Source organism: Streptomyces ortus, assembly GCF_026341275.1.
GTDB classification, from domain to species: domain Bacteria; phylum Actinomycetota; class Actinomycetes; order Streptomycetales; family Streptomycetaceae; genus Streptomyces; species Streptomyces ortus.
This window is the reverse complement of sequence record NZ_JAIFZO010000002.1, coordinates 703,533-727,730: the sequence shown is the minus strand read 5'-3', so window position 1 is coordinate 727,730 and position 24,198 is coordinate 703,533. Positions and strand designations below refer to the sequence as shown.

Here is a 24,198-nt window from a genome sequence, read left to right as displayed (position 1 = left end):
GGCGCAGCCCCGCCTACAGGGGCGCGGGGAACTGCGCAATCTTTTTAGGGGCGCGGGGAACGGCGCGAGCAACCACGACGCACCGTCAGCCGACCGAGCCCCCTCCGCGCCCCACCCCCCCCGCGGCAGCGGAGAGGCGTCGGCGTGAACGTGGACGTACACTGGTCGGTCCAGTGCAGGCCGGTTCCCCAGGAGGGAACCGGCCTTCTCGTCCCTAAACGGAGGTGCGCCTATGACCAGTACGGTCCCCCCGCCCGGCACCCGGACAGCCGAAAGCTCCACCCTCCAGGCAGTCCTGCTGGACATGGACGGAACCCTCGTCGACACGGAGGGCTTCTGGTGGGACGTCGAGGTCGAGGTGTTCGCCCAGCTCGGCCACCGCCTGGACGACGCGTGGCGCCACGTCGTGGTCGGCGGCCCCATGACCCGCAGCGCCGGCTTCCTCATCGAGGCCACCGGCGCCACGATCACCCTCTCCGAGCTGACCGTGCTGCTGAACGACGGGTTCGAGAACCGCATCGCCCGGTCCCTCCCGCTGATGCCCGGCGCCGCGAGACTCCTGGCGGGACTGGCCGCACACCGCGTCCCCACCGCGCTGGTCTCCGCCTCGCACCGCCGCATCATCGACCGTGTCCTGCTCTCGCTCGGCGCGCGGAACTTCTCCCTGACCGTCGCGGGCGACGAGGTGGAGCGCACCAAGCCCTTCCCCGACCCGTATCTGATCGCGGCCGCCGGTCTGGGCGCGGATCCGGCCAGGTGCGCGGTCATCGAGGACACCGCGACGGGCGTGGCCGCCGCCGAGGCGGCGGGCTGCCAGGTCGTGGCCGTACCCTCCGTGTCACCGATCGCGCCGGCTGCCGGAAGGACCGTCGTACGATCCCTCGAACAGGTCGACCTGCCTTTTCTCCGGAGCCTGATGACGGAAAAGCGCTAATCGTTCACCCACGGTGCACGAGTGATTCCGGAAAAACTGCGTGGTCACTGCACCGGAATAATTCGATCACCCGTCGGGCGCCCCGGATGGCCGAATTCCGGTACTCCTACACCCCGTTGAAGGTGTGACGTTCGCCACTGCGGAGGGGGTCGACAAGGGGCTGCCGCTGTGTCTGACGAGCCTTCAAGACGGTCGCGGGCGTGCCTTTGTGTCCTGATTCGTGGAAACCTGTACGAATCCTTCCGCTGTCGGGTTTTCGGTGTGTCCGCAGCCGGTCTCGCAGCGTGATGGGAACTCAACTCCGGTACCTGTGAACTGTCCTGCCGGTCCCGACTAATCTCATCGCGAGAACATCGCCGTAACCCCCGTGTACCCGACCGCAACACCCCGGCATGCCGGGCCCGCGGGATCGACAGCTCTGGAGAACTTCGAGCATGAACCGTAAGCCTTTGGTGCTGCCGGCCGCGATCGGTCTGGTCGCCTCTGTCCTCGCCGCGTGCGGCGGGTCCGACAGTGGGGGCGACGGCGGCAACCCGATCTCCGTCGGTACCACCGACCGGTTCACCGCCTCGAAGGAGGCACCGGCCCCGTTCGACCCGGCCTACGCCTACGACGTCGGCTCCTGGAACGTGCTGCGCCAGACGGTCCAGACCCTGATGGCCATGCCCAACGGCGGCGGCGACCCCGCCCCGGAGGCCGCCGAGGAGTGCGGATTCACCGACTCCGCCAACGAGCGGTACGCCTGCACGCTGCGCAAGGACCTCAAGTACTCCAACGGTGACCCGGTCACCGCCGAGGATGTGAAGTTCTCGATCGACCGTGCGCGGTCGATCGAGGCCGACACGGAGGTCTACGCCCTGCTGTCGACCGTCGACACCGTCGAGACCAAGGGCGACCGCGAGGTGATCTTCCACCTCAAGAGCGCCGACGCCACCTTCCCGTTCAAGCTGACCACGCCGGTCGCGGGCATCGTGAGCCCCAAGGACTACCCCAAGAACAAGCTGCGGGAAGGCTTCGAGGTCAGCGGCTCCGGCCCGTACAGCCTCAAGGCCGAGACCAAGGGCGACGACGTCACCAAGGTCGTCTTCACCAAGAACCCCTACTACCAGGGGATCTCGGACATCAAGAACGACAAGGTCGAGCTGCGGTCCTTCGAGGACGCGGACGCCATGGGCGCCGCGATCGACAAGGGCGACATCGACATGATGACCCGCACCATGTCGCCCGAGCAGATCAAGAAGCTGCAGGACGCCAAGGACAGCAACATCGATGTGATCGAGCAGCCCGGGCTCGAGATCCGCTACATCGGCTTCGACGTCGAGAAGCCGTCCCTGAAGGACAAGGCGGTCCGCCAGGCGATCGCCCACATCGTCAACCGCGTCGAACTGACCTCCAAGGTGTACGGGACCGGCGCCGACCCGCTCTACTCGATGGTCCCCGCCACCGTCACCGGCCACGCCAACTCGTTCTTCAACGAGTACGGCGAGCCGGATGTCGACAAGGCGAGGGACCTGCTCGCGGCGGCGAACATCACGACGCCGGTGAAGTTCACGATGAACTACACGACGGACCACTACGGGCCCGCCACCAAGCTCGAGTTCGAGACGCTGCAGAAGCAGCTCAACGACACGGGTCTCTTCGACGTGGACATCAAGGGCGAGAAGTGGGACGTCTACCGTCCCAAGCAGCGTGAGGGCAAGTTCTCGGCCTACGGCATGGGCTGGTTCCCCGACTTCCCGGACGCGGAGACCTTCCTCACGCCGTTCCTGGACAAGGACAACACCATCGCGTCGCCGTACGTGAACAAGCGCATCCGCGAGGACCTGATCCCGGAGTCCCGCCGCGAGGCCGACCGCCTCAGCGCCTCGAAGAGCATCGAGGAGATCCAGAGCATCGTCGCCCGCGACGTCCCGCTCCTGCCCCTGTGGCAGGGCAAGCAGTACGTCGCCGTACGGGACGACATCACCGGCGGCGAGTACGCGATCAACTCCTCGGCCACCCTGCAGCTGTGGGAGCTGGGCCGCGGAGTGGGCAGCGACTGACGATCAGCCACACGAGAACGGCCGCCCCCCTTTCCGAAGGGGAGCGGCCGTTCTTCGCTGTGTCGCGCCGGTACGCTTTCCGGCCGGCACGCCGGGGCGCGCACGGTCACTGCGCGCCGGGACGCACCAGACCGCTCTCGTACGCGTACACCGCGGCCTGGACGCGGTCCCGCAGCCCCAGCTTGGTCAGCACATGGCCCACATGCGTCTTGACCGTGGTCTCGCTGACGAACAGATCGGCGGCGATCTCCGCGTTCGACAGCCCGCGCGCCACCAGCTTCAGCACCTCGACCTCACGCTCGGTCAGGGTGTGCAGGGTGTCCGGCACCGGCTCGTCCCCCGAGGGCAGATGACCCGCGTACTTGTCGAGCAGCCGCCGGGTGATGCTCGGCGCCAGCATGGCCTCGCCCGCCGCCACCACCCGGATCGCCTGCACCAACTCGTTGGCCGGGGCGTCCTTCAGGAGGAAACCACTGGCGCCGGCCCGCAAGGCCTCCACCACGTACTCGTCGAGGTCGAAGGTCGTCAGCACCAGCACCTTCGCCGGACCGTCCCGGCCGGGACCGGTGATCTGCCGGGTGGCCTCGACCCCGTCCATCCTCGGCATACGGATGTCCATCAGAACCACATCGGGCTGCAGGGCACGTACCTGATCGATCGCCTGGAGACCGTCACCGGCCTCGCCGACGACCGCGATGTCCTGCTCCGCCTCCAGAATCATCCGGAAGCCGGTGCGCAGCAGCGGCTGGTCGTCGACCAGTAGGACGCGGATGGCCACGTAAGACTCCTTCGCTAGTCCGCCCCCATTCTGCCCTGCGGGGGCCGCCCGCCATGCCCGCGGGGCACGCCACAGGCCCCGCGCTCAGGCGCTGCCGGACCCGGGCGCCCGCACCGGCAGCGGATACGGCGGGGGAGTACCGCCGAATTCCGGACAGACCGCCCGGTGATCGCACCAGCCGCAGAGCTTGGTGGGCCGCGGACGCCAGTCACCGGTCTCCGTGGCGAGCCGGATCGCCTCCCACAAGGAGTGCAACTTGCGCTCCACCCGCTCCAGATCGGCCGGCACCGGGTCGTACGTCAGCACGTCACCGCTGCCCAGATAGACGAGCTGGAGCCGGCGCGGGACGACCTGCTTCAGCCGCCACACCACCAGGGCGTAGAACTTCATCTGGAACAGGGCGCCCTCCGCGTACTCCGGACGCGGGGCCTTGCCCGTCTTGTAGTCGACGATCCGCACCTCGCCCGAGGGCGCCACGTCCACCCGGTCGATGATGCCCCGCAGCTTCAGGCCGGAGTCGAGCTGCGCCTCCACGAACAGCTCGCGCTCCGCCGGTTCCAGCCGGGTCGGGTCCTCCAGGGTGAACCAGCGCTCGACCAGCCGCTCCGCCTCACCGAGCCAGCGCGTCAGCTTCTCGCCCGCGGTCTGCTCGTCGGAGTCCGCGAACAGCTCGGCCAGCTCGGGCTTCGCCTCCCGCAGCCGGTCCCACTGACCGGGGATCAGCGACTTGGCGCGCGGGGCGGTCCGCTCGGTGGCCGGGGCGTCGAAGAGGCGCTCCAGGACCGCGTGCACCAGCGTCCCGCGGGTCGCCGCCTCGCTCGGCTTCTCGGGCAGCTTGTCGATCACCCGGAAGCGGTACAGCAGAGGGCACTGCATGAAGTCCCCGGCCCGCGAGGGCGACAAGGAGGTGGGAGCCGCGGGATCCCGGACCCGACCGGAGGCCCCGCCTCCGGCGGACCGCGCCACCGTGGCCGTGTCCTCCCCTGGCGCGGTGCCCGCGGACCCGGCCTCCGCAACCGGAGCCGACCCGTCGCCGCTCTCGTCGCCGGCCCCCGGCGGCGCGATGGCGGACCCGGCCGCCGGATCGGCGGGCCGAGGCACCATGCCTCCGGCAGGTGAGGCCGCGGGCGGCGCGGCCGCGACGTCGGACGGCTGGACCACGTCGTCGGCCGGTACGGCTTCGGAGCCGTCCCGGGCGACGCCGTCGGTGCTGGTTTCCATGACGACAGACCTTACGGCTCGCCACTGACAGCGCGACACACGGTGACCTGCGCGCCCCGCGCCCGCCCGGGAAACGGAGGGGGTGCCGGGGCCGAACACGCCGCGACGGCCGCATACCATCGACGACAAGACCTCTCGCGTGCATGATCGCGAGCGGGACACGCGTCGAACGAGGGGACATCGTGGACGAGAGCGGCGGGAGCGGGCAGCCGCGTTCCGGCACCGACGAGGCGGACGAGGGCCGCACGGGTCGGCCGCGACCCGGTGACCCGGCGACCACGACGGCCCGGCCGCCCTCCGACCAGCAGCCGCACGACGCCGGCACCCCGGCGGAACCGGGGGAGGCGACGGACTCGGCCCACCCCGAACCGCCGGACGGCACACCGGCCGGCCCCCTCCACAAGGACCCCCCGACCGGGACCGACCCGGCCCCTGCGGACACAGGGACCGACAGCCACACACCCCAACAGCCGCACGCCCCGCGCCGAACCGAGGCCCACACCCCGCCGGCGCCCGGCGGCGAGAAGGGCGGAGGGGGCGGGAAAGGCGGGAAGGGCCCCGCTCCCAAGCGGCCCAAGGAACCCGGCGGCGGCCTCCTCATGGGACGCCCCTTCGGCGTCCCCGTGTACGTGGCACCCAGCTGGTTCCTCGTCGCCGCCCTCATCACCTGGGTCTTCGGCGGCCAGCTCGACCGCGTCCTGCCCGAGCTGGGCATGGCCCGCTACCTCGTCTCCCTGTTCTTCGCCGTCGCCTTCTACGCCTCCGTACTCGTCCACGAACTGGCCCACACGGTCGCGGCCCTGCGCTTCAAACTGCCCGTGCGCCGCATCCAGCTGCAGTTCTTCGGCGGGGTCTCCGAGATCGAGAAGGAGTCCGAGACACCCGGACGCGAGTTCGTCCTCGCCTTCGTCGGACCCCTGCTCTCCCTCGTCCTCGGCGGCGTCTTCTACCTCGCCCTCCAGACCGTCGAACCCGGCACCGTCCCCGGCGTCCTGCTCGGCGGGCTGATGATCTCCAACCTGATCGTCGCCGCGTTCAACCTGCTCCCCGGCCTCCCCCTCGACGGCGGTCGCATGCTCCGGGCCGTCGTCTGGAAGATCACCGGCAAGCCCATGAGCGGCACCATCGCCGCCGCCTGGGTCGGCCGCGCCCTCGCGATCTCCGTACTCGTCGGGCTGCCCCTGCTCACCCACTCCGGCAGCCTCGGCACCGAGTCCCAGGACATCGGCGGCATGGACACCGTCATGGACGCCCTGCTCGCCGCGATCCTCGCCGGCATCATCTGGACCGGCGCCGGAAACAGCCTCCGCGTGGCCCGCCTGCGCGAACACCTGCCCGAGCTGAGGGCCCGCGCCCTCACCCGCCGCGCCGTACCCGTCGAGACCCACACCCCGCTCTCCGAAGCACTGCGCCGCGCCAACGAGGCCGGCGCACGCGCCCTGGTCGTCGTGGACGCCGACGGCGACCCGCTCTCCCTCGTCCGCGAGGCCGCCATCGTGGGCGTACCGGAACACCGCCGCCCCTGGGTCGCCGTCAGCGGGCTCGCCCAGGACCTCACCGACGGCATGCGGGTCTCCGCCGAACTGGCCGGCGAGGACCTCCTGGAAGTCCTGCGCGCCACCCCGGCCACCGAATACCTCGTGGTCGAGGACTCCGGCGAGATCTACGGAGTCCTCTCCGCGGCGGACGTGGAGAAGGCCTTCGTGAAGGCCATGGCAAGGCCTTCCTAGGCTCCCCACGGGCCCCCGGACGGACCGGGACGGTGGTCGGACGCCCCGCCTGGGACGGGTAGGCTGGCTCACATGTCCGAACCGACCGGTGCCGCCCGCCGACGCGGGCCCTTCAAGGTCGGGGACCAGGTACAGCTGACCGACCCCAAGGGCCGCCACTACACGTTCACGCTCGAAGCAGGGAAGAACTTCCACACCCACAAGGGTTCCTTCCCGCACGACGAGCTGATCGGCGCACCCGAGGGCAGCGTTGTCCGCACCACGGGGAACGTCGCCTATCTGGCACTGCGCCCCCTGCTCCCCGACTACGTCCTGTCCATGCCCCGCGGCGCCGCCGTGGTCTACCCCAAGGACGCGGGGCAGATCCTCGCCTTCGCCGACATCTTCCCCGGCGCGCGCGTCGTGGAGGCGGGGGTGGGCTCCGGCTCCCTCAGCACCTTCCTGCTCCGCGCCGTCGGCGACCAGGGGATGCTCCACTCGTACGAGCGCCGCGAGGACTTCGCCGAGATCGCCCAGCAGAACGTGGAGCGCTACTTCGGCGGACCCCACCCCGCCTGGCAGCTCACCGTCGGCGACCTCCAGGACAACCTCTCGGACACCGAGGTCGACCGCGTCGTCCTCGACATGCTCGCCCCCTGGGAGTGCCTGGAGGCCGTCTCCAAGGCGCTCGTCCCCGGCGGCATCGTCTGCTGCTACGTCGCGACCACCACCCAGCTCGCCCGGACCGTCGAGTCCATCCGCGAGATCGGCTGCTTCAACGAGCCGAGCGCCTGGGAGTCGATGGTCCGCAACTGGCACATCGAGGGCCTGGCCGTCCGCCCCGACCACCGGATGATCGGCCACACCGGCTTCCTGCTCACCGCCCGCCGCCTCGCGGACGGCGTCGAGCCGCCCATGCGCCGCCGCCGCCCTTCCAAGGGCGCGTACGGCGACGACTACACCGGACCGAACGCCGACGGCGGAGCCCCCGGCCGCTGAGAGCGGCTCCGCGCCGCACACAACGCGCGAGCACCGTGGCCGAGTTCCCGAGGACCCCTCGGAACTCGGCCACAGCGCATTTCCCTTGACGTTCCGCCAGTACCGTCCACCCCACCGTTCCCTCGCGGTGTGACGTGTGGCACCATGCTGGCCACACCACCGGCACAGCCCTCACAGGAGACACTTCCTCGTGCAGCCCTCCGCCGTCCCGGAACTGGCCCACACGCACACCCGTCCGATCCACTGGGTCGCCACGGCGGCAGCACTCGCCGGCGTCGTCGCCGTCTCGGGCTTCCTGCAGCCCGACAGGGCCACGGCCGCCCAGCACGGCACCGGCATCGAGGCGAAGGGCGCCCCGGCGGCCACGACGCCTCCCGACCCCGCCCGCGCGGACTTCCCCCTGGACTGCGGTCCCGCGAAGGTCGTCGTCCAGAAGAAGGCCTCGGGCGACCTCGACGGCGACGGCCGCCCCGAGACCGTCGCGGTGGTCCGCTGCGACGCGGGATCCGGCACCCCGCCCAGCGGCGTCTACGTGCTCACCGCGTCCGGCGCCTCGAAAGCGAGAGTCGTGGCCACCCTGGTGGACCCGAAGGACCGACTGTCCGTCAAGGACCTCGCCCTGCGCGACGCCACCGTCACCGCGAACCTGCTCGGCTACTCCTCACCCGACGTACCGAGTTGCTGCCCCGACGTCGACGAGGACGCCTCCTGGCAGTGGAAGAACGGCGCCTTCGTGCGCTCGACACCGTCCGCCGCCCGCAGTACGTGAGACCGGGCACCCGCGTCACGCGAGGTGCCCGCGCACTCACTCCGCGTCGGGACCGTAGACCTCGACACTGTCAGACACGCGACGTACATGGATGCAGTCACCCGGACACTCCTTCGCGGAGTCGGCGACATCACGCAGAAGCGTCAGGGGTACGGGCGTTGTCGCCCCCGGGGTCTGCAGAAGCTCGTCAGCCGGGCTCTTCACGTAGGCCAGCCCGTCGATGTCCAGTTCGAACACCTCGGGCGCGTACTGGGCGCAGATCCCGTCGCCGGTGCACAGGTCCTGGTCGATCCAGACCTCGAGCGCCTCGCCGTCGGCTCCGGCCTCGCCGGCTCCGGCCTCCTGCTGCACGGTCATTTCTCCTGCCGTTTCCTCCGTGGAGCCGCCCGAAGACGGGGAATCGGACCAGCTCTGACGGGTGTTGAACAGTTCGACCCTACCTCCGTCGGCTTCCCAATCATGTTGGGTGGGTATTCCACTGGCGTGAGGGAGAGCGCAAGGGTGAAGATCGGACACACCCCGACAGTCTTTTGATCTAGGGGTTTCAATCGACACCCACCCAGGTAGGGTCTGGAAGCGTCCAGCTCCCCTTGGAGGAGGTGAGGACCGTGGCAGCCCACGACGACGACATGAACCGCGGCATCCGCCCGGGACGAGGGTCCGACGACCCGTCCGGGCAGATTGCCTACCTTGAGCAGGAGATCGCCGTCCTGCGACGCAAGCTCGCCGACTCTCCGCGACACACGAGGATTCTCGAAGAGCGGATCGTCGAGCTGCAGACCAATCTGGCCGGCGTCTCCGCGCAGAACGAGCGGCTGGCCAACACCCTCCGAGAGGCCCGCGACCAGATCGTGGCACTCAAGGAGGAAGTCGACCGGCTAGCACAGCCGCCGGCCGGCTTCGGAGTCTTCCTCGCAGCGAACGAGGACGGCACCGCCGACATCTTCACCGGAGGCCGCAAACTCCGGGTGAACGTCAGCCCCGGCGTCGAGCTCGAAGAGCTCCGGCGCGGTCAGGAACTGATGCTCAACGAAGCTCTCAACGTGGTCGAGGCCATGGAGTACGAGAGCGTCGGCGACATCGTCACCCTCAAGGAGATCCTTGAGGACGGCGAGCGCGCCCTCGTACAGGGGCACACCGACGAGGAACGGGTGGTCCGGCTCGCCGAACCACTCCTGGACGTCATCATCCGTCCGGGCGACGCCCTCCTCCTCGAACCCCGCTCCGGCTACGTGTACGAGGTCGTCCCCAAGAGCGAGGTCGAAGAGCTCGTCCTCGAAGAGGTCCCCGACATCGGCTACGAGCAGATCGGCGGTCTGGGCGGCCAGATCGAGATGATCCGCGACGCGGTCGAGCTCCCCTACCTCTACCCCGACCTGTTCAAGGAGCACGAACTGCGCCCGCCCAAGGGCGTACTGCTGTACGGGCCCCCCGGATGCGGCAAGACGCTCATCGCCAAGGCCGTCGCCAACTCACTGGCCAAGAAGGTCGCGGAAGTGACCGGCCAGGCCACCGGCAAGAGCTTCTTCCTCAACATCAAGGGCCCCGAACTCCTCAACAAGTACGTGGGCGAGACCGAGCGGCAGATCCGCCTCGTCTTCCAGCGCGCCCGGGAGAAGGCCAGCGAGGGCACCCCCGTCATCGTCTTCTTCGACGAGATGGAATCCCTCTTCCGCACCCGCGGATCCGGTGTCAGCTCGGACGTGGAGAACACCATCGTCCCCCAGCTGCTCGCCGAGATCGACGGCGTGGAGGGCCTGCAGAACGTCGTGGTCATCGGCGCCTCCAACCGCGAGGACATGATCGACCCCGCCATCCTGCGCCCCGGCCGCCTCGACGTGAAGATCAAGATCGAGCGTCCGGACGCCGAAGCGGCCAAGGACATCTTCGCCAAGTACCTCACCGAGCGGCTCCCGCTGCACCCCGACGACGTCGGAGAGCACGGAGGCAGCAAGAGCACCACCGTCCAGAGCATGATCCAGACCGCCGTCGAGCACATGTACACCGAATCCGAGGAAAACCGCTTCCTCGAAGTCACGTACGCCAACGGCGACAAGGAAGTCCTGTACTTCAAGGACTTCAACTCCGGCGCCATGATCGAGAACATCGTCGGCCGCGCCAAGAAGATGGCGATCAAGGACTTCCTCGAACACACCCAGAAGGGCCTGCGGGTCTCCCACCTGCTCCAGGCCTGCGTGGACGAGTTCAAGGAGAACGAGGACCTGCCGAACACCACCAACCCGGACGACTGGGCCCGCATCTCCGGAAAGAAGGGCGAACGGATCGTTTACATCCGGACACTCATCACCGGAAAGCAGGGCGCGGACACCGGACGCTCCATCGACACGGTGGCGAACACCGGTCAGTACCTGTAAAAGGCAGGGTGGCTGCGGGTGCCCTCACCGGGTACCCGCAGCCAACTGTTTTCCAGGGCACAGCTGGAGCTGAGCAATGACGCAAATGATCTCCCCACCAGCGCAAAGGCGCTCTAGTCTCTTCGGTACCGCCGAGTCGCGCAGTGCGGGGACGGGCACCGCACACGCACCGGAGCGCCAGCGGTACTTGAGCGGCGTCCCCGACCGAGGACGCCGCCGGGCAAGGAGGGCCGCATGACCGTACGGCGAGTAATGGGCATCGAGACGGAGTACGGGATCTCCGTCCCCGGCCACCCCAACGCCAATGCCATGCTCACCTCGTCCCAGATCGTCAACGCCTACGCGGCGGCGATGCACCGGGCCCGGCGGGCCCGCTGGGACTTCGAGGAGGAGAACCCGCTGCGGGACGCGCGGGGCTTCGACCTCGCCCGCGAAACCGCCGACTCCAGTCAGCTCACCGACGAGGACATCGGCCTCGCCAACGTCATCCTCACCAACGGGGCGCGGCTGTACGTCGACCACGCGCACCCCGAGTACAGCTCCCCCGAAGTGACCAACCCGCTGGACGCCGTCCTGTGGGACAAGGCCGGCGAACGCATCATGGCGGAAGCCGCCGAGCGCGCCGCCCAGCTCCCCGGCGCCCAGCCGATCCACCTCTACAAGAACAACACCGACAACAAGGGCGCCTCCTACGGCACGCACGAGAACTACCTGATGAAGCGGGAGACCCCCTTCTCGGACATCGTGCGCCACCTCACGCCGTTCTTCGTCTCCCGCCAGGTCGTCACCGGAGCGGGCCGCGTCGGCATCGGTCAGGACGGACACGAACACGGCTTCCAGCTCAGCCAGCGCGCCGACTACTTCGAGGTCGAGGTGGGCCTCGAAACCACCCTCAAGCGCCCCATCATCAACACCCGCGACGAGCCGCACGCGGACGCCGAGAAATACCGCCGCCTGCACGTGATCATCGGCGACGCGAACCTCTCCGAGATCTCGACCTACCTCAAGCTCGGCACCACCGCCCTCGTCCTTTCCATGATCGAGGACGGCTTCATCGCCGTCGACCTCGCCGTCGACCAGCCGGTGCGCACCCTGCATCAGGTCTCGCACGACCCGACCCTCAAGCGCCTCGTCACCCTCCGCAGCGGTCGTACCCTCACCGCGGTCCAGCTCCAGATGGAGTACTTCGAACTGGCGCGCAAGTACGTCGAGGAGCGCTACGGGGCCGACGCGGACGAGCAGACCAAGGACGTGCTGACCCGCTGGGAGGACGTCCTCGGCCGGCTGGAGACCAACCCGATGAGCCTGGCGGGCGAGCTGGACTGGGTGGCCAAGCGGGAGCTCATGGAGGGCTACCGCCGCCGTGACAACCTCGACTGGGACGCCGCCCGGCTGCACCTGGTCGACCTCCAGTACGCCGACGTACGGGCCGACAAGGGCCTCTACAACCGTCTGGTGGCCCGCGGCCGGATCAAGCGGCTGCTGGACGAGACGGGCGTCGAGCGGGCCGAGACGAAGCCGCCGGAGGACACCCGGGCGTACTTCCGCGGTCGCTGTCTCGAGCAGTACGCCGACGACGTGGCGGCGGCCTCCTGGGACTCGGTCATCTTCGATCTGCCGGGCCGGGACTCGCTCCAGCGCGTTCCAACCCTGGAGCCGCTTCGCGGAACGCGTAATCACGTGAAAGCGCTTCTCGACCGTTGCCGCACGGCAGAAGACCTGGTCAAGGTCCTGTCGGGCAACTGAACCGACCGCCGGACCGATCCGGTCCGGCAGGGTGGAAATGCCGCGGTCCGGGAATCATCGAGGTGGTTCCCGGACGTTGTGGCAACTGGGGGGCCGATGTCGGACCCTGCTTGTAGGGTCTGATCAAGAACGTCGAAACCGAGCGGGGTGAGGGTTATGGCGACCAAGGACACCGGCGGCGGACAGCAGAAGGCGACGCGCGAGACCGAGCAGGTCGAGGAAGCGCCCGAGGCACAGGCATCGGAGGACCTCAAGGAGCGCCAGGAGAAGCTGAGCGACGATGTCGACTCGGTCCTGGACGAAATCGATGACGTACTTGAGGAGAACGCCGAGGATTTCGTGAGGTCCTTCGTGCAAAAAGGTGGAGAGTAAAGGCTGATTGGCTAGCTCACCTTCGAAGTGAAGGTTCGGGGGATGGTGGGCAGTCTGCCGGAGAAGCGGTGCTCGGGCTGCGAGAGGGTTCTCACTCTCGCTGCCTTTGCACGGGACAGGAACCGACTCGATGGCCTTCAGGTGCGATGCAAGGAGTGCGTGGCCGAATACGGCGCCGCGCACTACCGTCGCCGTCGCGAGGCCGATGGAAAAACAGTTCGAGAGAAGGTGGGCGTTCCGGCTGGGCACAAACTGTGCCGGACGTGCTGTGAGGTCAAGCCGCACAGTGAATGGCATCGCAATGCGTCGGCGTCGGATGGTCTGTCCACACGCTGCAAAGCATGTCGGGCTGTGCGTGCGAGGCAGGACCACCTGAAGCGCCACTACGGCATGACCGAAGCCGAGCGTGACGAGATGGTCGTCTCGCAAAAGGGGCTCTGCGTGATCTGCCTGAAAGCTCCGGCCGTTCATGTGGATCACTGCCATGAGACGGGTAGGGTCCGTGGCGTACTGTGCTTCAACTGCAATTCGGCCATCGGCAAGTTGGGAGATGATCCCGACGCAGTTCGTCGGGCTGCCGCCTACTTGGAGGGATCCTCGTGGAAGCCAACACTCGTAGCACCGGGCGTCTACCAGCTGCCTTCCTGACGCCTGGGTCGTCGTCCTTCATGGACTTCCTGTCCGACTACCAGCCGGAGATGCTCCCGGGCAGGCGGCAGTTGCCGCCCACTCAGGGAGTCGTCGAAGCCCCGCACGGCACGACCATCGTCGCCGTCTCCTTCGCGGGCGGCGTCGTGCTCGCCGGTGACCGACGGGCCACGATGGGGAACGTCATCGCGCAGCGGGACATCGAGAAGGTCTTCCCGGCGGACGAGTACTCGGCCGTCGGTATCGCCGGTACGGCAGGCCTTGCCGTCGAGATGGTGAAGCTGTTCCAACTGGAGCTGGAGCACTTCGAGAAGGTGGAGGGCACCACGCTCTCCCTGGAGGGCAAGGCGAACCGCCTCTCCACGATGATCCGTTCCAACCTCGGCATGGCCATGCAGGGCCTCGCCGTGGTCCCGCTCTTCGCCGGGTTCGACGTCGACCGCGACAGGGGCCGGATCTTCTCCTACGACGTGACGGGCGGCCGTTCCGAGGAGCACGGCTTCGCGGCCACCGGCTCCGGCTCGCTCTTCGCCCGCAGCGCCATGAAGAAGCTCTACCACAAGGACCTGACGGAAGATCAGGCCACGACGCTCGTCGTACAGGCCCTGTACGACGCGGCAGACGACGACTCGGCGACCGGTGGTCCCGATGTCGCCCGCCGGATCTACCCGATCGTCACTGTGATCACCGAGGACGGCTTCCGCCGGCTCACGGACCAGGAGTCCTCCGAGACCGCCGCCGCGATCATCGAGCGGCGGCTGGAACAGCCCGACGGTCCGCGCGCCGCGCTGCTCTGAGCGCGGCCCGCTTTTCGAGGTGATCCAGTGACTTCCACAGAAAGGGACGGATAGCCGGTGTCGACGCCGTTCTATGTATCACCCCAGCAGGCCATGGCCGACCGGGCGGAATACGCCCGCAAGGGCATCGCCCGTGGTCGCAGCCTCGTTGTGCTGCAGTTCGCCGACGGCATCGTGTTCGTCGGCGAGAACCCGTCCCGTGCGCTGCACAAGTTCAGCGAGATCTATGACCGGATCGGCTTCGCCGCCGCCGGCAAGTACAACGAGTACGAGAATCTCCGGATCGGCGGTGTGCGGTACGCCGACATGCGGGGTTACACCTACGACCGTGACGACGTGACCGCCCGTGGTCTCGCCAACGTGTACGCCCAGACGCTGGGCACGATCTTCTCGTCCGCGGCGGAGAAGCCGTACGAGGTGGAGCTGGTGGTCGCCGAGGTGGGGGAGACCCCCGAGGGCGACCAGATCTACCGGCTGCCGCACGACGGGTCGATCGTGGACGAGCACGGTTCGGTGGCGGTGGGTGGCAATGCCGAGACGATCAGTACGTATCTCGATCAGCGGCACGAGGACGGGATGTCGTTGGCCGAGGCGCTGAAGCTGGCGGTCCAGGCGTTGTCGCGTGACACGAACGGCAGCGAGCGGGAGATTCCGGCGGAGCGGCTGGAGGTCGCCGTGCTGGACCGGACGCGGCCGCAGCAGCGGAAGTTCAAGCGGATCGTGGGGCGGCAGCTCGGGCGGTTGCTGGAGGAGGGTGGGGCGTCCACCGCTGCGGAGGCGGAGGATCCTGACGACGAGGAGTGACCTCCTCGGTCCTCCGCGGACCACCTTGACTCCTGTGCGCCCTTGGCCTTCCCGGCCGGGGGCGCGCGGCATTTTGCCGCGGGGCGGCCCGGTGGGTGCTGGTCGCGTCGTTCCCCGCGCCCCTCCAGGGCAAAACGATTGCGCCGTTCCCCGCGCCCCTAAAAGCAACGGCGAAAAGACCGCGCCGTTCGCCGTTCCCCGCGCCCCTGAAATCAGTGGCTGGGGACTGCGTCGTTCCCCGCGTCCCTGAAAAGCAACGGCGAAAAGACTGCGCCGTTCCCCGCGCCCCTTAAGCGGGGGTCGGGCGGGCCGTGGAGCCTCGGATTATCAGGGTGACCGGGATGTCGTCGGGGGTGGGGGTGCGGGTGTCCAGGACCGCCAGGAGGGCTTGCATGCCTCGTTCGCCGAAGAGTTCGGCGTCCAGGCGGACGGTGGTCAGTTCGGGGTCGAGGGCGGTCGCGAGGGCCAGGTCGTCGAGCCCGGTGACGGAGAGGTCGTCGGGGATGCGCAGGCCGAGGCGGCGAGCCGCCTTGTAGGCGCCGGCGGCCAGTTTGTCGTCGTCGCAGACGAGGGCCGTGGGGCGCGGCCCGGGCGCGGAGAGCGCGGTCTCCGCGGCGGCCCGGGCGTCGTCGATGCTGATCGGCGCCGAGGCCGTGCGCAGTTCGGTGCCGGGGACGGCGGCCAGCCGCTCGGCGAGTTCGCGGGCGCGAATGTCGAACGTCCAGGACGGGATGTCCGCCGCGAGGTGCAGGAAGCGGCGGTGGCCAAGCGCCAGGAGGTGTTCCGCGACCTGCCGGACGCCGTCGCGGATGTCGAGGTTGACGGTCGCCGAGCCGGTGCTGCCCGCGGGGTCGCTGTCGAGCATGATCAGGGGGAGCTGGTCGCCGCGGATGGCGGTGAGGGCGTCGGCGGCCATGGAGGAGGCGATGACGCCGTCCAGGGCGGCCTGTGCGGAGGCGAAGGGGTTGCGGGCCGGGCCGATGCCTTCGGGGGAGGGGTAGAGCAGTACGCCGAATCCGTGGTGCGCGGCGACGCGGGCCGCGCCGGTGTACACGCCTGCGAAGAACTCGGTCGTGAGCGCGGGCACCACCAGGAGCACGGTGCGGGTGCTGCCCAGGCGGAGGTTGCGGGCTGCCAGGTTGGGCCGGTAGCCGAGGTCGCGGGCGGCTTCGCGGACGCGTTCGGCGGTGCGTTCGGAGACGCGTCCGCGCCACTTGTCGCCGAGCACGAGGGAGACGGCCGCCTGTGACACCCCGGCGGCCTGGGCGACGTCACGGCTCGTGGGGCGGGGGCTGCCTGCTGCCACCGTCGACCTGTCTTTCTGCTGGACTCGCGGACAGCGCACATGGTACGTATGACGGGCGACGTTATACGTAAAACCTCCGGCGTTCGCGACGGTTCGGACGGGACAGAGGGGCAGGACATGGCCGCGGGATACCTGGAGATCCTCCGGACGAGACATGCCGCACGGCTGCTCACGGGCACGCTGGTGGGCCGACTGCCGAACGCCGCGGGCGCCATCGCCGTCGTGCTCTTCGTGCGCGCCGAGGGGGGAAGCTACAGCCTGGCGGGGGCGCTCACCGCGGTCTACGGAGTGTCCAACGCGGTGGGGCAGCCGCTGCTGGGCCGGCTCGTGGACCTGCACGGGCAGCCGCGGATCCAACTGCCCGCCGCGCTCCTCTCCGCGTTCGGGGTGACCGTGTTCGCCTTCACGGGCCTGGAGTCGCTGCCGCTCGCGTACCTCCTCATGGTGGTCGCCGGATTCTTCACGCCGCCGCTGGAGGGCGGGCTGCGGGCGCTGTGGCCCTCGGTCCTCCCCAAGGAGGGGCAGGTGCACACGGCGTACGCGATGGACGCCGTGGCGCAGGAAGTCATGTTCACCGTCGGGCCGTTGCTGGTGACCCTGTGCGTGTCGCTGTGGTCCGCGCAGGCCGCGCTGGTCGTCATCAACGTCATCGGTGTCCTGGGTGCCCTCTCCGTAGTGGTGTCGGGGCCCTCGCGCGCGTGGCGTTCGGCGCCCAGGGAGGCGCACTGGCTCGGCGCGTTGCGCTCGCGCGGGCTCATCGCGCTGCTCGGCGCGTTCCTTTTTGTGGGTATGGCGCTGGGTTCCATCACGGTCGCGGGCGTGTCGTACGCGGACGACCACGGGGGAGACGCGACGTACGGCTGGCTGATGGCGGCGCTCGGGCTCGGTGCACTCGTGGGGGGCACGGTCTACGGGGCGCGGCAGTGGGGCGGCGCGCCGGAGCGGCGACTGCGGGTGCTCGTGGCGCTTCTGGCGCTGTGTTACCTGCCGCTGACGCTCATGCCGGGCGTGGTGGCGATGACGGGCCTCGTGGCGCTCGCGGGAGTCTTCCTGGCGCCCTGTATCGCCTGCGCGTTCATCATCGTCGACCGGCACGCGCCGCGGGGCACGGTCACCGAGGCGTTCTCCTGGCTGGTGACGACGTTCACGGTGGGGGCGTCGGTCGGGACGGGTCTGGCGGGACCGGTCGTCGAGTGGGGCGGAGCGGTGCGGGGCTTCGCCGTACCGGGGGTGGCGGGGGGTGCCGCGCTGTTGGTCCTGCTGGCCACGGGGCGGGTCCTCGCAGCTACGGGCGGCGGTGCGGTGGTGGAGGGAAGTTCGGAAATGATCGAAACGTAGGAGCCGAACCCCGTTTCAGCACAGGCCATCAGGCGTAATGTTCAGTCATGGACCGCCGCATTTTCGGGCTGGAGAACGAGTACGGCGTCACGTGTACGTTCAGGGGACAGCGGCGCCTGTCTCCCGACGAGGTGGCGCGGTACCTCTTCCGCCGTGTCGTGTCATGGGGCCGCAGCAGCAATGTCTTTCTGCGAAACGGTGCCCGCCTCTATCTAGACGTGGGATCGCATCCGGAATATGCCACTCCCGAATGCGACAACCTGACGGAACTCGTCACCCACGACAAGGCCGGCGAGCGCATTCTGGAAGGACTCCTGGTAGACGCGGAACGACGCCTGCACGAGGAAGGAATCGCGGGCGACGTCTACCTCTTCAAGAACAACACCGACTCGGCGGGCAATTCGTACGGCTGCCACGAGAACTATCTGGTGGCCCGTCACGGGGAGTTCTCCCGGCTCGCGGACATTCTCATTCCCTTCCTCGTCACGAGGCAGCTCCTCTGTGGTGCCGGAAAGGTGCTGCAGACCCCGCGGGGCGCGGTGTACTGCGTCAGTCAGCGGGCGGAGCACATCTGGGAGGGCGTCTCCTCGGCGACGACCCGGTCCCGGCCGATCATCAACACCAGGGACGAACCGCACGCGGACGCCGAGCGCTACCGCAGGCTGCACGTCATCGTCGGTGACTCGAACATGTCCGAGACGACCATGCTGCTCAAGGTCGGTGCCACCGACCTCGTGCTGCGCATGATCGAGGCGGGCACGGTGATGCGTGATCTGACCCTGGAGAACCCGATCCGGGCGATCCGCGAGGTCAGCCACGACATCACGGGCCGCCGCAAGGTGCGCCTGGCCAGCGGCCGGGAGGCCTCCGCGCTGGAGGTGCAGCGCGAGTACTACGAGAAGGCCGTGGACTTCGTGGAGCGCCGCGGTATCCGTACGGGCGTGGTGGACCAGGTGCTGGAGCTGTGGGGCCGCACGCTGGACTCGATCGAGTCCGAGGACCTGGACCGGATCGGTACCGAGATCGACTGGGTCATGAAGTACAAGCTCATCGAGCGGTATCGCGCCAAGCACAACATGACGATGTCGCATCCGCGCGTCGCCCAGATAGACCTCGCCTACCACGACATCCACCGTCGCCGGGGTCTCTACTACCTGCTGGAGAAGCGGGGGCAGGCCGCGAGGATCTGCAACGACCTGAAGATCTTCGAGGGCAAGTCCGTGCCGCCGCAGACCACTCGGGCCCGGCTGCGGGGCGACTTCATCCGGCGTGCGCAGGAGCAGCGCCGCGACTTCACCGTCGACTGGGTGCATCTGAAGCTCAACGACCAGGCGCAGCGCACGGTGTTGTGCAAGGACCCGTTCCGGTCCGTCGACGACCGGGTGGAGAAGCTGATCGCCGGGATGTAGGAACGGGACGGAGGAATTCGTCCGCACGGCAGGGGTCCCGCACCACGGGTGTGCGGGACCCCTGCCGCGTCCCTGGCCATGCCTTGAGCCCTCTCCTCGGCTACGTCCTCCGTATGTCCCGGCCGGTACGGTCGGTTCCGCCTGCCCCGGCCCGGTGATGTGAGGGCCTAGAGTGGCCGGACCCCATTCGAGCGACCTGAGGATCGATGTGCGACGCCGACTTGCTGCTCTCCTGATCGTGCCTGCCCTGGCGCTGACCGCGTCCGCCTGCGGAAGTGACGACGACAAGGGCGACAAGGACAAGGCCGATCCGTCGGCGTCGTCCTCCCCGTCCGCCGTCGCGGCGCCCAAGCCGGTGGACTCGGCGTCGCCGATGCCCGAGGTGAAGGGCGCCTTCGGCAAGAAGGCGACGATCCAGGTGCCGAAGGCCGACCCGAGCGACAAGTTCGTCGTGCACACGGTCTCCGAGGGTGACGGCTCGGTGGTGAAGAAGGACGACCTGGTGTCGATGAACTTCACCGGCAAGGTCTGGAAGAGCGGCAAGGACCTGGGTTCCTCGTACCAGGAGGGCGGGGCGCCGCAGTTGATCACGGCGGGTTCCGAGACGGTCATCCCGGCGTTCGCGCAGGCGCTGGTGGGCCAGAAGGAGGGCAGCCGCGTCCTGGTGGTCGCGCCGCCGGCCGCCGGATTCGGCAGCCAGGGCAACCAGCAGGCCGGAGTGTCGGGGACCGACACCCTGGTCTTCGCGCTGGACGTCGGCGATGTCGTCCCGAACAAGGTCGAGGGCAAGCAGGCCGCGATTCCGTCGGACCTGCCGCAGATCAAGGCCGACGACGAGGCGCCGGCCACGATCTCCGTGCCGAAGAACGACCCGCCGGCCAAGCTCGTCGACAAGGTCCTCATCGCGGGCAAGGGCGCCGAGGTGAAGAACGGCCAGTCGGTGACCATGCAGTACAGCGGCGCCGCCTGGAAGCTCAACGAGGGCAAGGCGAAGGCCAAGCTCTTCGACTCCTCCTGGAAGACCGGCCAGCCCTTCAGCACCGCCATCGGTCAGGGCCAGGTCATCGCGGGATGGGACAAGGGACTCGTCGGCAAGCACGTCGGCGACCGGGTCCTGCTGGTGATTCCGCCGGCCCAGGCGTACGGCGACGAGGCCAAGGGCGAGGAGCTGCCCGCCAAGTCCACCCTCGTGTTCGTGGTCGACATCCTGGCCGCGAGCTGAGGATGACAGACTGTCCGGGTTGTCCCACCGCAAACGAGCAGGAGCACTGACGTGAGCATCGAGAAGCCCGAGATCGACTTCCCGGGTGGCGAGCCCCCCAAGGATCTCGAAATCAAGGACATCTGGGAGGGTGACGGCCCGGTGGCCAAGGCGGGCGACACCGTCTCGGTCCACTACGTCGGTGTGGCCTTCTCCACCGGCGAGGAGTTCGACGCGTCCTGGAACCGCGGTACGCCGCTGCAGTTCAGGCTGGGCATCGGTCAGGTCATCGCGGGCTGGGACCAGGGCGTGCAGGGCATGAAGGTTGGCGGCCGTCGCCAGCTGACCATCCCCGCGCACCTCGCGTACGGCGACCAGGGCGCCGGCGCCCGTATCCAGCCCGGCGAGACGCTGATCTTCGTCTGCGACCTCGTCGGGGTCTGACGTCTCGTTCTTCCAAGGTTGTGTGATCGTCATCCGACCGGATTCGATCACTTGGGGTCCATGCCTGTCCGGGCATGGGCCCTCGGCTTTTGCCACGACACCCCGGGGCGGTACGGTCATCGGTCGGAAGCACCATAGGAAGGGCGTCCATGGCCATTGCCAAGGCAGAGCGGCTGATGAACCTGGCGCTGTGTCTGCTCGGGACGCGGCGACCGCTCAGCAAGCGCGAACTCCGTGAGTCCATCGAGGCCTATCTGGAGGCCGGCTCGGACGACTCCTTCAACCGGATGTTCGAGCGGGACAAGGACGATCTGCGCGAACTCGGCCTGGTCATCGAGACGGTGGAGAACCTGGACGGCGAGGTCGGCTACCTGGCCCGCCGCGACAGCAACCGGCTGCCGCCCATCACACTCGACGCCGAGGAGGCCGCCGCCCTCGGACTGGCCGCCAAGGTCTGGCAGCAGGCCCGGCTCGCGGGCGCGGCGAGCGGCGCCCTGCAGAAGCTGCGCGCCGCGGGTCTGCCCGAGGGAGTCGACCCGTACGAGCCCCATGGCGCGCTGGAGCCGCGCATCCCCGTGCACGAGGCGGCCTTCGAACCGCTGATGCTCGCCTGCCGCGACCGGCGTCCCGTCACCTTCGACTACCGCAAGGCGACCGCGGCCCGCCCAGGGCCCCGCCACGTGGAGCCCTGGGCCCTGGAGTGCTGGCGCGGCCACTGGTACCTGGCCGGCTGGGACCGCGACCGGGGGGCCGAGCGGGTCTTCCGGCTGTCCCGGATCACCGGCAAGGTCCGTACCCGCAGTGGCAGGTACACGGCCGAGGTGCCCGACGTCGTCACCGTGCGGGAGACCGTCGCGGGCTGGGCGGGGGACATCACCGACCGTTCCGCGCTGATCCGGCTGCGGACGGGCTCGGGATACCCGCTGCGCGCCAAAGCCGCCTCCGTACGGGAACTCGGTGACGGGTGGGACGAGTTGGAGGTTCCGTACGGGCACGGTCTGGACGCCTGGCTGGTGGAGTTCGGGCCCGACGTGGTGGTCCTGGAGCCGGCCGAGCTGCGGGCCGACGTCGTGGACCGGCTGCGCGCTGTGGCCAAGGGCTGAGGGGGACGTAGGAAAGTGGCAGGAAAACCGGCCAGGCCCACGAACGCGATCGACCAGACGCGGCGGATGCTGTCCCTGGTGACGTATCTGCGCGAGCGCCCCGGCGCCCGGATCGAGGACGTGGCACGGGCCTTCGGGATCACCGAGGACGAGCTGATCTCCGACCTCGACGTGCTGCCGCTGTGCGGGACCAGCTTCCGCGGCGGCGACCTGCTCGACATCGACACCGACGGCGACCGGATCTGGTGGCACAACCCGGACGACGTCGCGGAGCCGCTGCGCATCGCCGCCGACGAGGCGACCGCGCTTCTGGTGGCCGCACGCGCCGTGTCGACCCTGCCGGGCCTGCGCGAGGGCGACCGGCAGGCGCTGCTGCGGGCCACCGCGAAGGTGGAGGCCGCCTCCGGGGAGGCGGCGAGCGCCAGCTCCCGGCTGTCGGTCACCTTCGAGGCGGAGGGCGGGGTCTTCGCCGACGTCGACCGGGCCATCTCGGAGCGCCGCCGACTGTGGATCCGCTACTACTCGCCCTCGCGGGACGAGCTGAGCGAGCGCGAGATCGACCCGATCCGCCTGGTCAGCGTCGGGCACACCTACGTGGAGGCCTGGTGCCGCCGCTCGGAGGCCCGGCGCACCTTCCGGCTGGACCGGGTCGCCGAGATCAAGATCCTCGACGAGCCGTCCGCACCGCCCGAGATCGAACTGCGGGACCTCTCGGAGGGGCTGGTGCAGCCGGCCGCCGAGGACCCCGAAGTGGTCGTGGAGGTCGGCCCCGGCGGACGCTGGGTCGCCGAGTACTACCCCCACGACAGCGCCGAGGAACTGCCGGACGGCGGGCTGCGCATCACGCTGCGCACCCCGGACCCGGCCTCGCTGCGCCGCCTGGCCCTGCGCCTGGGCGGCGACGGCCGGATCGTCTCGCCGCCGGAGGTCGCCGACAGCGCCCGCCGGGCGGCCCGTGAGGCGCTCGCGGCCTACGACGGGCCACTGGACGCGTACGACGCCGTGAGCGGGCCGCACACCCTCCCCGGGGCGCCTCGCGACGGCCTCACGGACACTCCCCTCGTCGGTGACGGGGGAGTGCGGCGCCCGCAGGGCGGGCCGCACGGAGTTCATGACGAGCTGTACGGCAGGCAGGAGCAGGGGCTGTGAGCGGGTCGGCAATGTCTGGTACGAGTGAGATGTCGGTGGCGTCCGCGTTCTCCGGGATGACGAGAGTGGACCCCGTGGTGTTCAAGGCCGCGTGCCCGGACTGCCGGGGCGGCTTCGAGCTCGCCGCGAGCGCCCTGCGGCTGGTCGTGGGCGCCACACACCGGACCACCTTCTACTCCTTCACCTGCCCGCAGTGCCGCACGTCGGTGCGCAAGCCGGCCGGGGAGCGCATCGTCGAACTGCTCACCGGGGGCGGGGTGCGGGCCCTGCGTCTGCAGGGGACGGTCCGGGGGGCTTAGGGTCGAGCCATGTTCTGGCCGATGTTCGCGATCGCTGTGGGTTTCCTGGGAATCGCCGTGCTCGGCGTGCTCGCCGTCCGTGTCTTCCTGGAGGCGGAGCGTCTGGGCAGGCAGGTCGACGAATCCGCGCGCCGGATCAGCCGCGCGGCCGAGGACCTGGAGCACGCGTCGGTCGCGGTGGCCCGCTCCGCGGACACCCTCTGAGCCTTCCCGTCCCCCGCCTTTGAGCCGCTCCGACCTGTCAACTTCGCGGGGTCGGCAGGTACGCTGCAGGTCGCGGACCGGAAAGTGAGGCGCCGACCGCGAACCGGGAGTACGCACAGGGATTGCCTCGCGTTCACCCCTGAGCGTTACGATCGCTGCCAGCGCGACCTTCGGGCAGACGTCCGAGCGGTCGGGCAGCAACCCAACCACGCCGCCTCGGTGAGAAGGTAAAAGCTTATGTTCGGAAGGCTCGGCGCTCCCGAGATCATTCTCATCCTCGTCGTCGTCATCCTGCTGTTCGGCGCGAAGAAGCTTCCCGACATGGCCCGCTCCCTGGGCAAGTCCGCCCGCATCCTCAAGAGCGAGGCCAAGGCGATGAAGAGCGAGGGCAAGGACGACGCCGCCGCCCCGGCCGCGCCGCCCCAGGACGACCAGCAGCCGCACCGCACCATCCAGGCCGCGCCCGGTGACGTGACCAGCTCCCGCCCGGTCACGGAGCCGACGGACACGACCAAGCGCTGACCTAGGGGGCCGGTGACCGCCGGCCTGCC

23 protein-coding genes and 1 pseudogene are annotated in these 24,198 nt (G+C 69.3%); 20 read left to right on the top strand and 4 right to left on the bottom strand.

Features of this window, described 5'->3' with window-relative positions:
* Positions 1 to 232: 232 nt before the first annotated feature.
* Together K3769_RS06480 and K3769_RS06475 are read left to right on the top strand one after the other, a co-directional pair.
* On the top strand, positions 233 to 934 hold the full coding sequence (locus tag K3769_RS06480) for an HAD-IA family hydrolase (RefSeq protein ID WP_267025485.1): 702 nt from the start codon (positions 233 to 235) through the stop codon (positions 932 to 934).
* A 434-nt stretch (positions 935 to 1,368) separates the two neighbouring features.
* On the top strand, positions 1,369 to 2,976 hold the full coding sequence (locus tag K3769_RS06475) for an ABC transporter substrate-binding protein (RefSeq protein ID WP_267025484.1): 1,608 nt from the start codon (positions 1,369 to 1,371) through the stop codon (positions 2,974 to 2,976).
* Between the two features lie 106 nt (positions 2,977 to 3,082).
* Here the strand turns inward: K3769_RS06475 and K3769_RS06470 are convergent, their stop codons facing one another.
* Complete coding sequence (locus K3769_RS06470) at positions 3,083 to 3,754, bottom strand: response regulator (RefSeq protein ID WP_107019862.1); 672 nt, start codon at positions 3,752 to 3,754, stop codon at positions 3,083 to 3,085.
* Positions 3,755 to 3,838: 84 nt separating this feature from the next.
* Positions 3,839 to 4,975: a RecB family exonuclease gene (locus K3769_RS06465; RefSeq protein WP_267025483.1), complete on the bottom strand. Its 1,137-nt coding sequence runs from the start codon at positions 4,973 to 4,975 to the stop codon at positions 3,839 to 3,841.
* A 182-nt stretch (positions 4,976 to 5,157) separates the two neighbouring features.
* On the opposite strand from K3769_RS06465, the gene K3769_RS06460 reads away from it, so the two are divergent.
* The 3 genes from K3769_RS06460 (at position 5,158) to K3769_RS06450 (ending at position 8,452) form a co-directional block, all read left to right on the top strand.
* A complete protein-coding gene (locus tag K3769_RS06460; RefSeq protein ID WP_267025482.1) occupies positions 5,158 to 6,705 on the top strand; it encodes a site-2 protease family protein in 1,548 nt (515 codons plus the stop codon).
* 72 nt (positions 6,706 to 6,777) lie between these two features.
* Positions 6,778 to 7,683 (top strand): tRNA (adenine-N1)-methyltransferase, encoded by a 906-nt coding sequence (locus tag K3769_RS06455; RefSeq protein ID WP_267025481.1) that lies wholly within the window; start codon positions 6,778 to 6,780, stop codon positions 7,681 to 7,683.
* 190 nt (positions 7,684 to 7,873) lie between these two features.
* Positions 7,874 to 8,452 (top strand): hypothetical protein, encoded by a 579-nt coding sequence (locus K3769_RS06450; protein ID WP_267025480.1) that lies wholly within the window; start codon positions 7,874 to 7,876, stop codon positions 8,450 to 8,452.
* A 36-nt stretch (positions 8,453 to 8,488) separates the two neighbouring features.
* Here K3769_RS06450 and K3769_RS06445 read toward each other — a convergent pair whose 3' ends face one another.
* Positions 8,489 to 8,809, bottom strand: a complete 321-nt coding sequence (locus K3769_RS06445) for a ferredoxin (RefSeq protein WP_267025479.1) — start codon at positions 8,807 to 8,809, stop codon at positions 8,489 to 8,491.
* 251 nt (positions 8,810 to 9,060) lie between these two features.
* Between K3769_RS06445 and arc the strand changes: the two genes are divergently transcribed.
* From arc to prcA, 6 genes are all read left to right on the top strand, one after another.
* Positions 9,061 to 10,827: a proteasome ATPase gene (gene arc / locus K3769_RS06440; RefSeq protein ID WP_267025478.1), complete on the top strand. Its 1,767-nt coding sequence runs from the start codon at positions 9,061 to 9,063 to the stop codon at positions 10,825 to 10,827.
* Positions 10,828 to 11,061: 234 nt separating this feature from the next.
* The gene (dop, locus tag K3769_RS06435; RefSeq protein ID WP_267025477.1) at positions 11,062 to 12,573 is read left to right on the top strand and encodes a depupylase/deamidase Dop; all 1,512 of its coding nucleotides are present in this window, start codon (positions 11,062 to 11,064) and stop codon (positions 12,571 to 12,573) included.
* 156 nt (positions 12,574 to 12,729) lie between these two features.
* The gene (locus K3769_RS06430) at positions 12,730 to 12,945 is read left to right on the top strand and encodes a ubiquitin-like protein Pup (protein ID WP_267025476.1); all 216 of its coding nucleotides are present in this window, start codon (positions 12,730 to 12,732) and stop codon (positions 12,943 to 12,945) included.
* Between the two features lie 42 nt (positions 12,946 to 12,987).
* Entirely contained in the window at positions 12,988 to 13,593 is a 606-nt protein-coding gene (locus K3769_RS06425) for an endonuclease VII domain-containing protein (RefSeq protein WP_267025475.1), read from the top strand.
* Positions 13,545 to 14,390 carry a proteasome subunit beta gene (prcB, locus tag K3769_RS06420; RefSeq protein ID WP_267025474.1) on the top strand — a complete coding sequence of 282 codons (846 nt, stop codon included), beginning with the start codon at positions 13,545 to 13,547 and terminating at the stop codon, positions 14,388 to 14,390. Before K3769_RS06425 ends, prcB begins: the two co-directional genes overlap by 49 nt.
* 57 nt (positions 14,391 to 14,447) lie before the next feature.
* Positions 14,448 to 15,194: a proteasome subunit alpha gene (gene prcA / locus K3769_RS06415; protein ID WP_267025473.1), complete on the top strand. Its 747-nt coding sequence runs from the start codon at positions 14,448 to 14,450 to the stop codon at positions 15,192 to 15,194.
* 289 nt (positions 15,195 to 15,483) lie between these two features.
* Here the strand turns inward: prcA and K3769_RS06410 are convergent, their stop codons facing one another.
* Entirely contained in the window at positions 15,484 to 16,500 is a 1,017-nt protein-coding gene (locus tag K3769_RS06410; protein ID WP_267025472.1) for a LacI family DNA-binding transcriptional regulator, read from the bottom strand.
* Positions 16,501 to 16,617: 117 nt separating this feature from the next.
* Here K3769_RS06410 and K3769_RS06405 point away from each other — a divergent pair.
* From K3769_RS06405 to tatA, 9 genes and pseudogenes are all read left to right on the top strand, one after another.
* Positions 16,618 to 17,876 (top strand): annotated as a pseudogene (locus K3769_RS06405) (MFS transporter).
* A gap of 9 nt (positions 17,877 to 17,885) precedes the next feature.
* Entirely contained in the window at positions 17,886 to 19,247 is a 1,362-nt protein-coding gene (gene pafA, locus K3769_RS06400; RefSeq protein ID WP_149512755.1) for a Pup--protein ligase, read from the top strand.
* 208 nt (positions 19,248 to 19,455) lie between these two features.
* Complete coding sequence (locus K3769_RS06395; protein WP_267025471.1) at positions 19,456 to 20,469, top strand: FKBP-type peptidyl-prolyl cis-trans isomerase; 1,014 nt, start codon at positions 19,456 to 19,458, stop codon at positions 20,467 to 20,469.
* Positions 20,470 to 20,520: 51 nt separating this feature from the next.
* A complete protein-coding gene (locus K3769_RS06390) occupies positions 20,521 to 20,892 on the top strand; it encodes an FKBP-type peptidyl-prolyl cis-trans isomerase (protein WP_267025470.1) in 372 nt (123 codons plus the stop codon).
* 149 nt (positions 20,893 to 21,041) lie between these two features.
* Positions 21,042 to 21,995 (top strand): helix-turn-helix transcriptional regulator, encoded by a 954-nt coding sequence (locus K3769_RS06385; protein WP_189779333.1) that lies wholly within the window; start codon positions 21,042 to 21,044, stop codon positions 21,993 to 21,995.
* Between the two features lie 15 nt (positions 21,996 to 22,010).
* Complete coding sequence (locus tag K3769_RS06380) at positions 22,011 to 23,144, top strand: helix-turn-helix transcriptional regulator (protein WP_267025469.1); 1,134 nt, start codon at positions 22,011 to 22,013, stop codon at positions 23,142 to 23,144.
* Positions 23,145 to 23,155: 11 nt separating this feature from the next.
* The gene (locus K3769_RS06375) at positions 23,156 to 23,443 is read left to right on the top strand and encodes a hypothetical protein (RefSeq protein ID WP_267025468.1); all 288 of its coding nucleotides are present in this window, start codon (positions 23,156 to 23,158) and stop codon (positions 23,441 to 23,443) included.
* A gap of 9 nt (positions 23,444 to 23,452) precedes the next feature.
* A complete protein-coding gene (locus K3769_RS06370; protein ID WP_267025467.1) occupies positions 23,453 to 23,647 on the top strand; it encodes a hypothetical protein in 195 nt (64 codons plus the stop codon).
* Between the two features lie 237 nt (positions 23,648 to 23,884).
* Entirely contained in the window at positions 23,885 to 24,169 is a 285-nt protein-coding gene (tatA, locus tag K3769_RS06365; RefSeq protein ID WP_107019846.1) for a Sec-independent protein translocase subunit TatA, read from the top strand.
* Positions 24,170 to 24,198 lie beyond the last annotated feature (29 nt).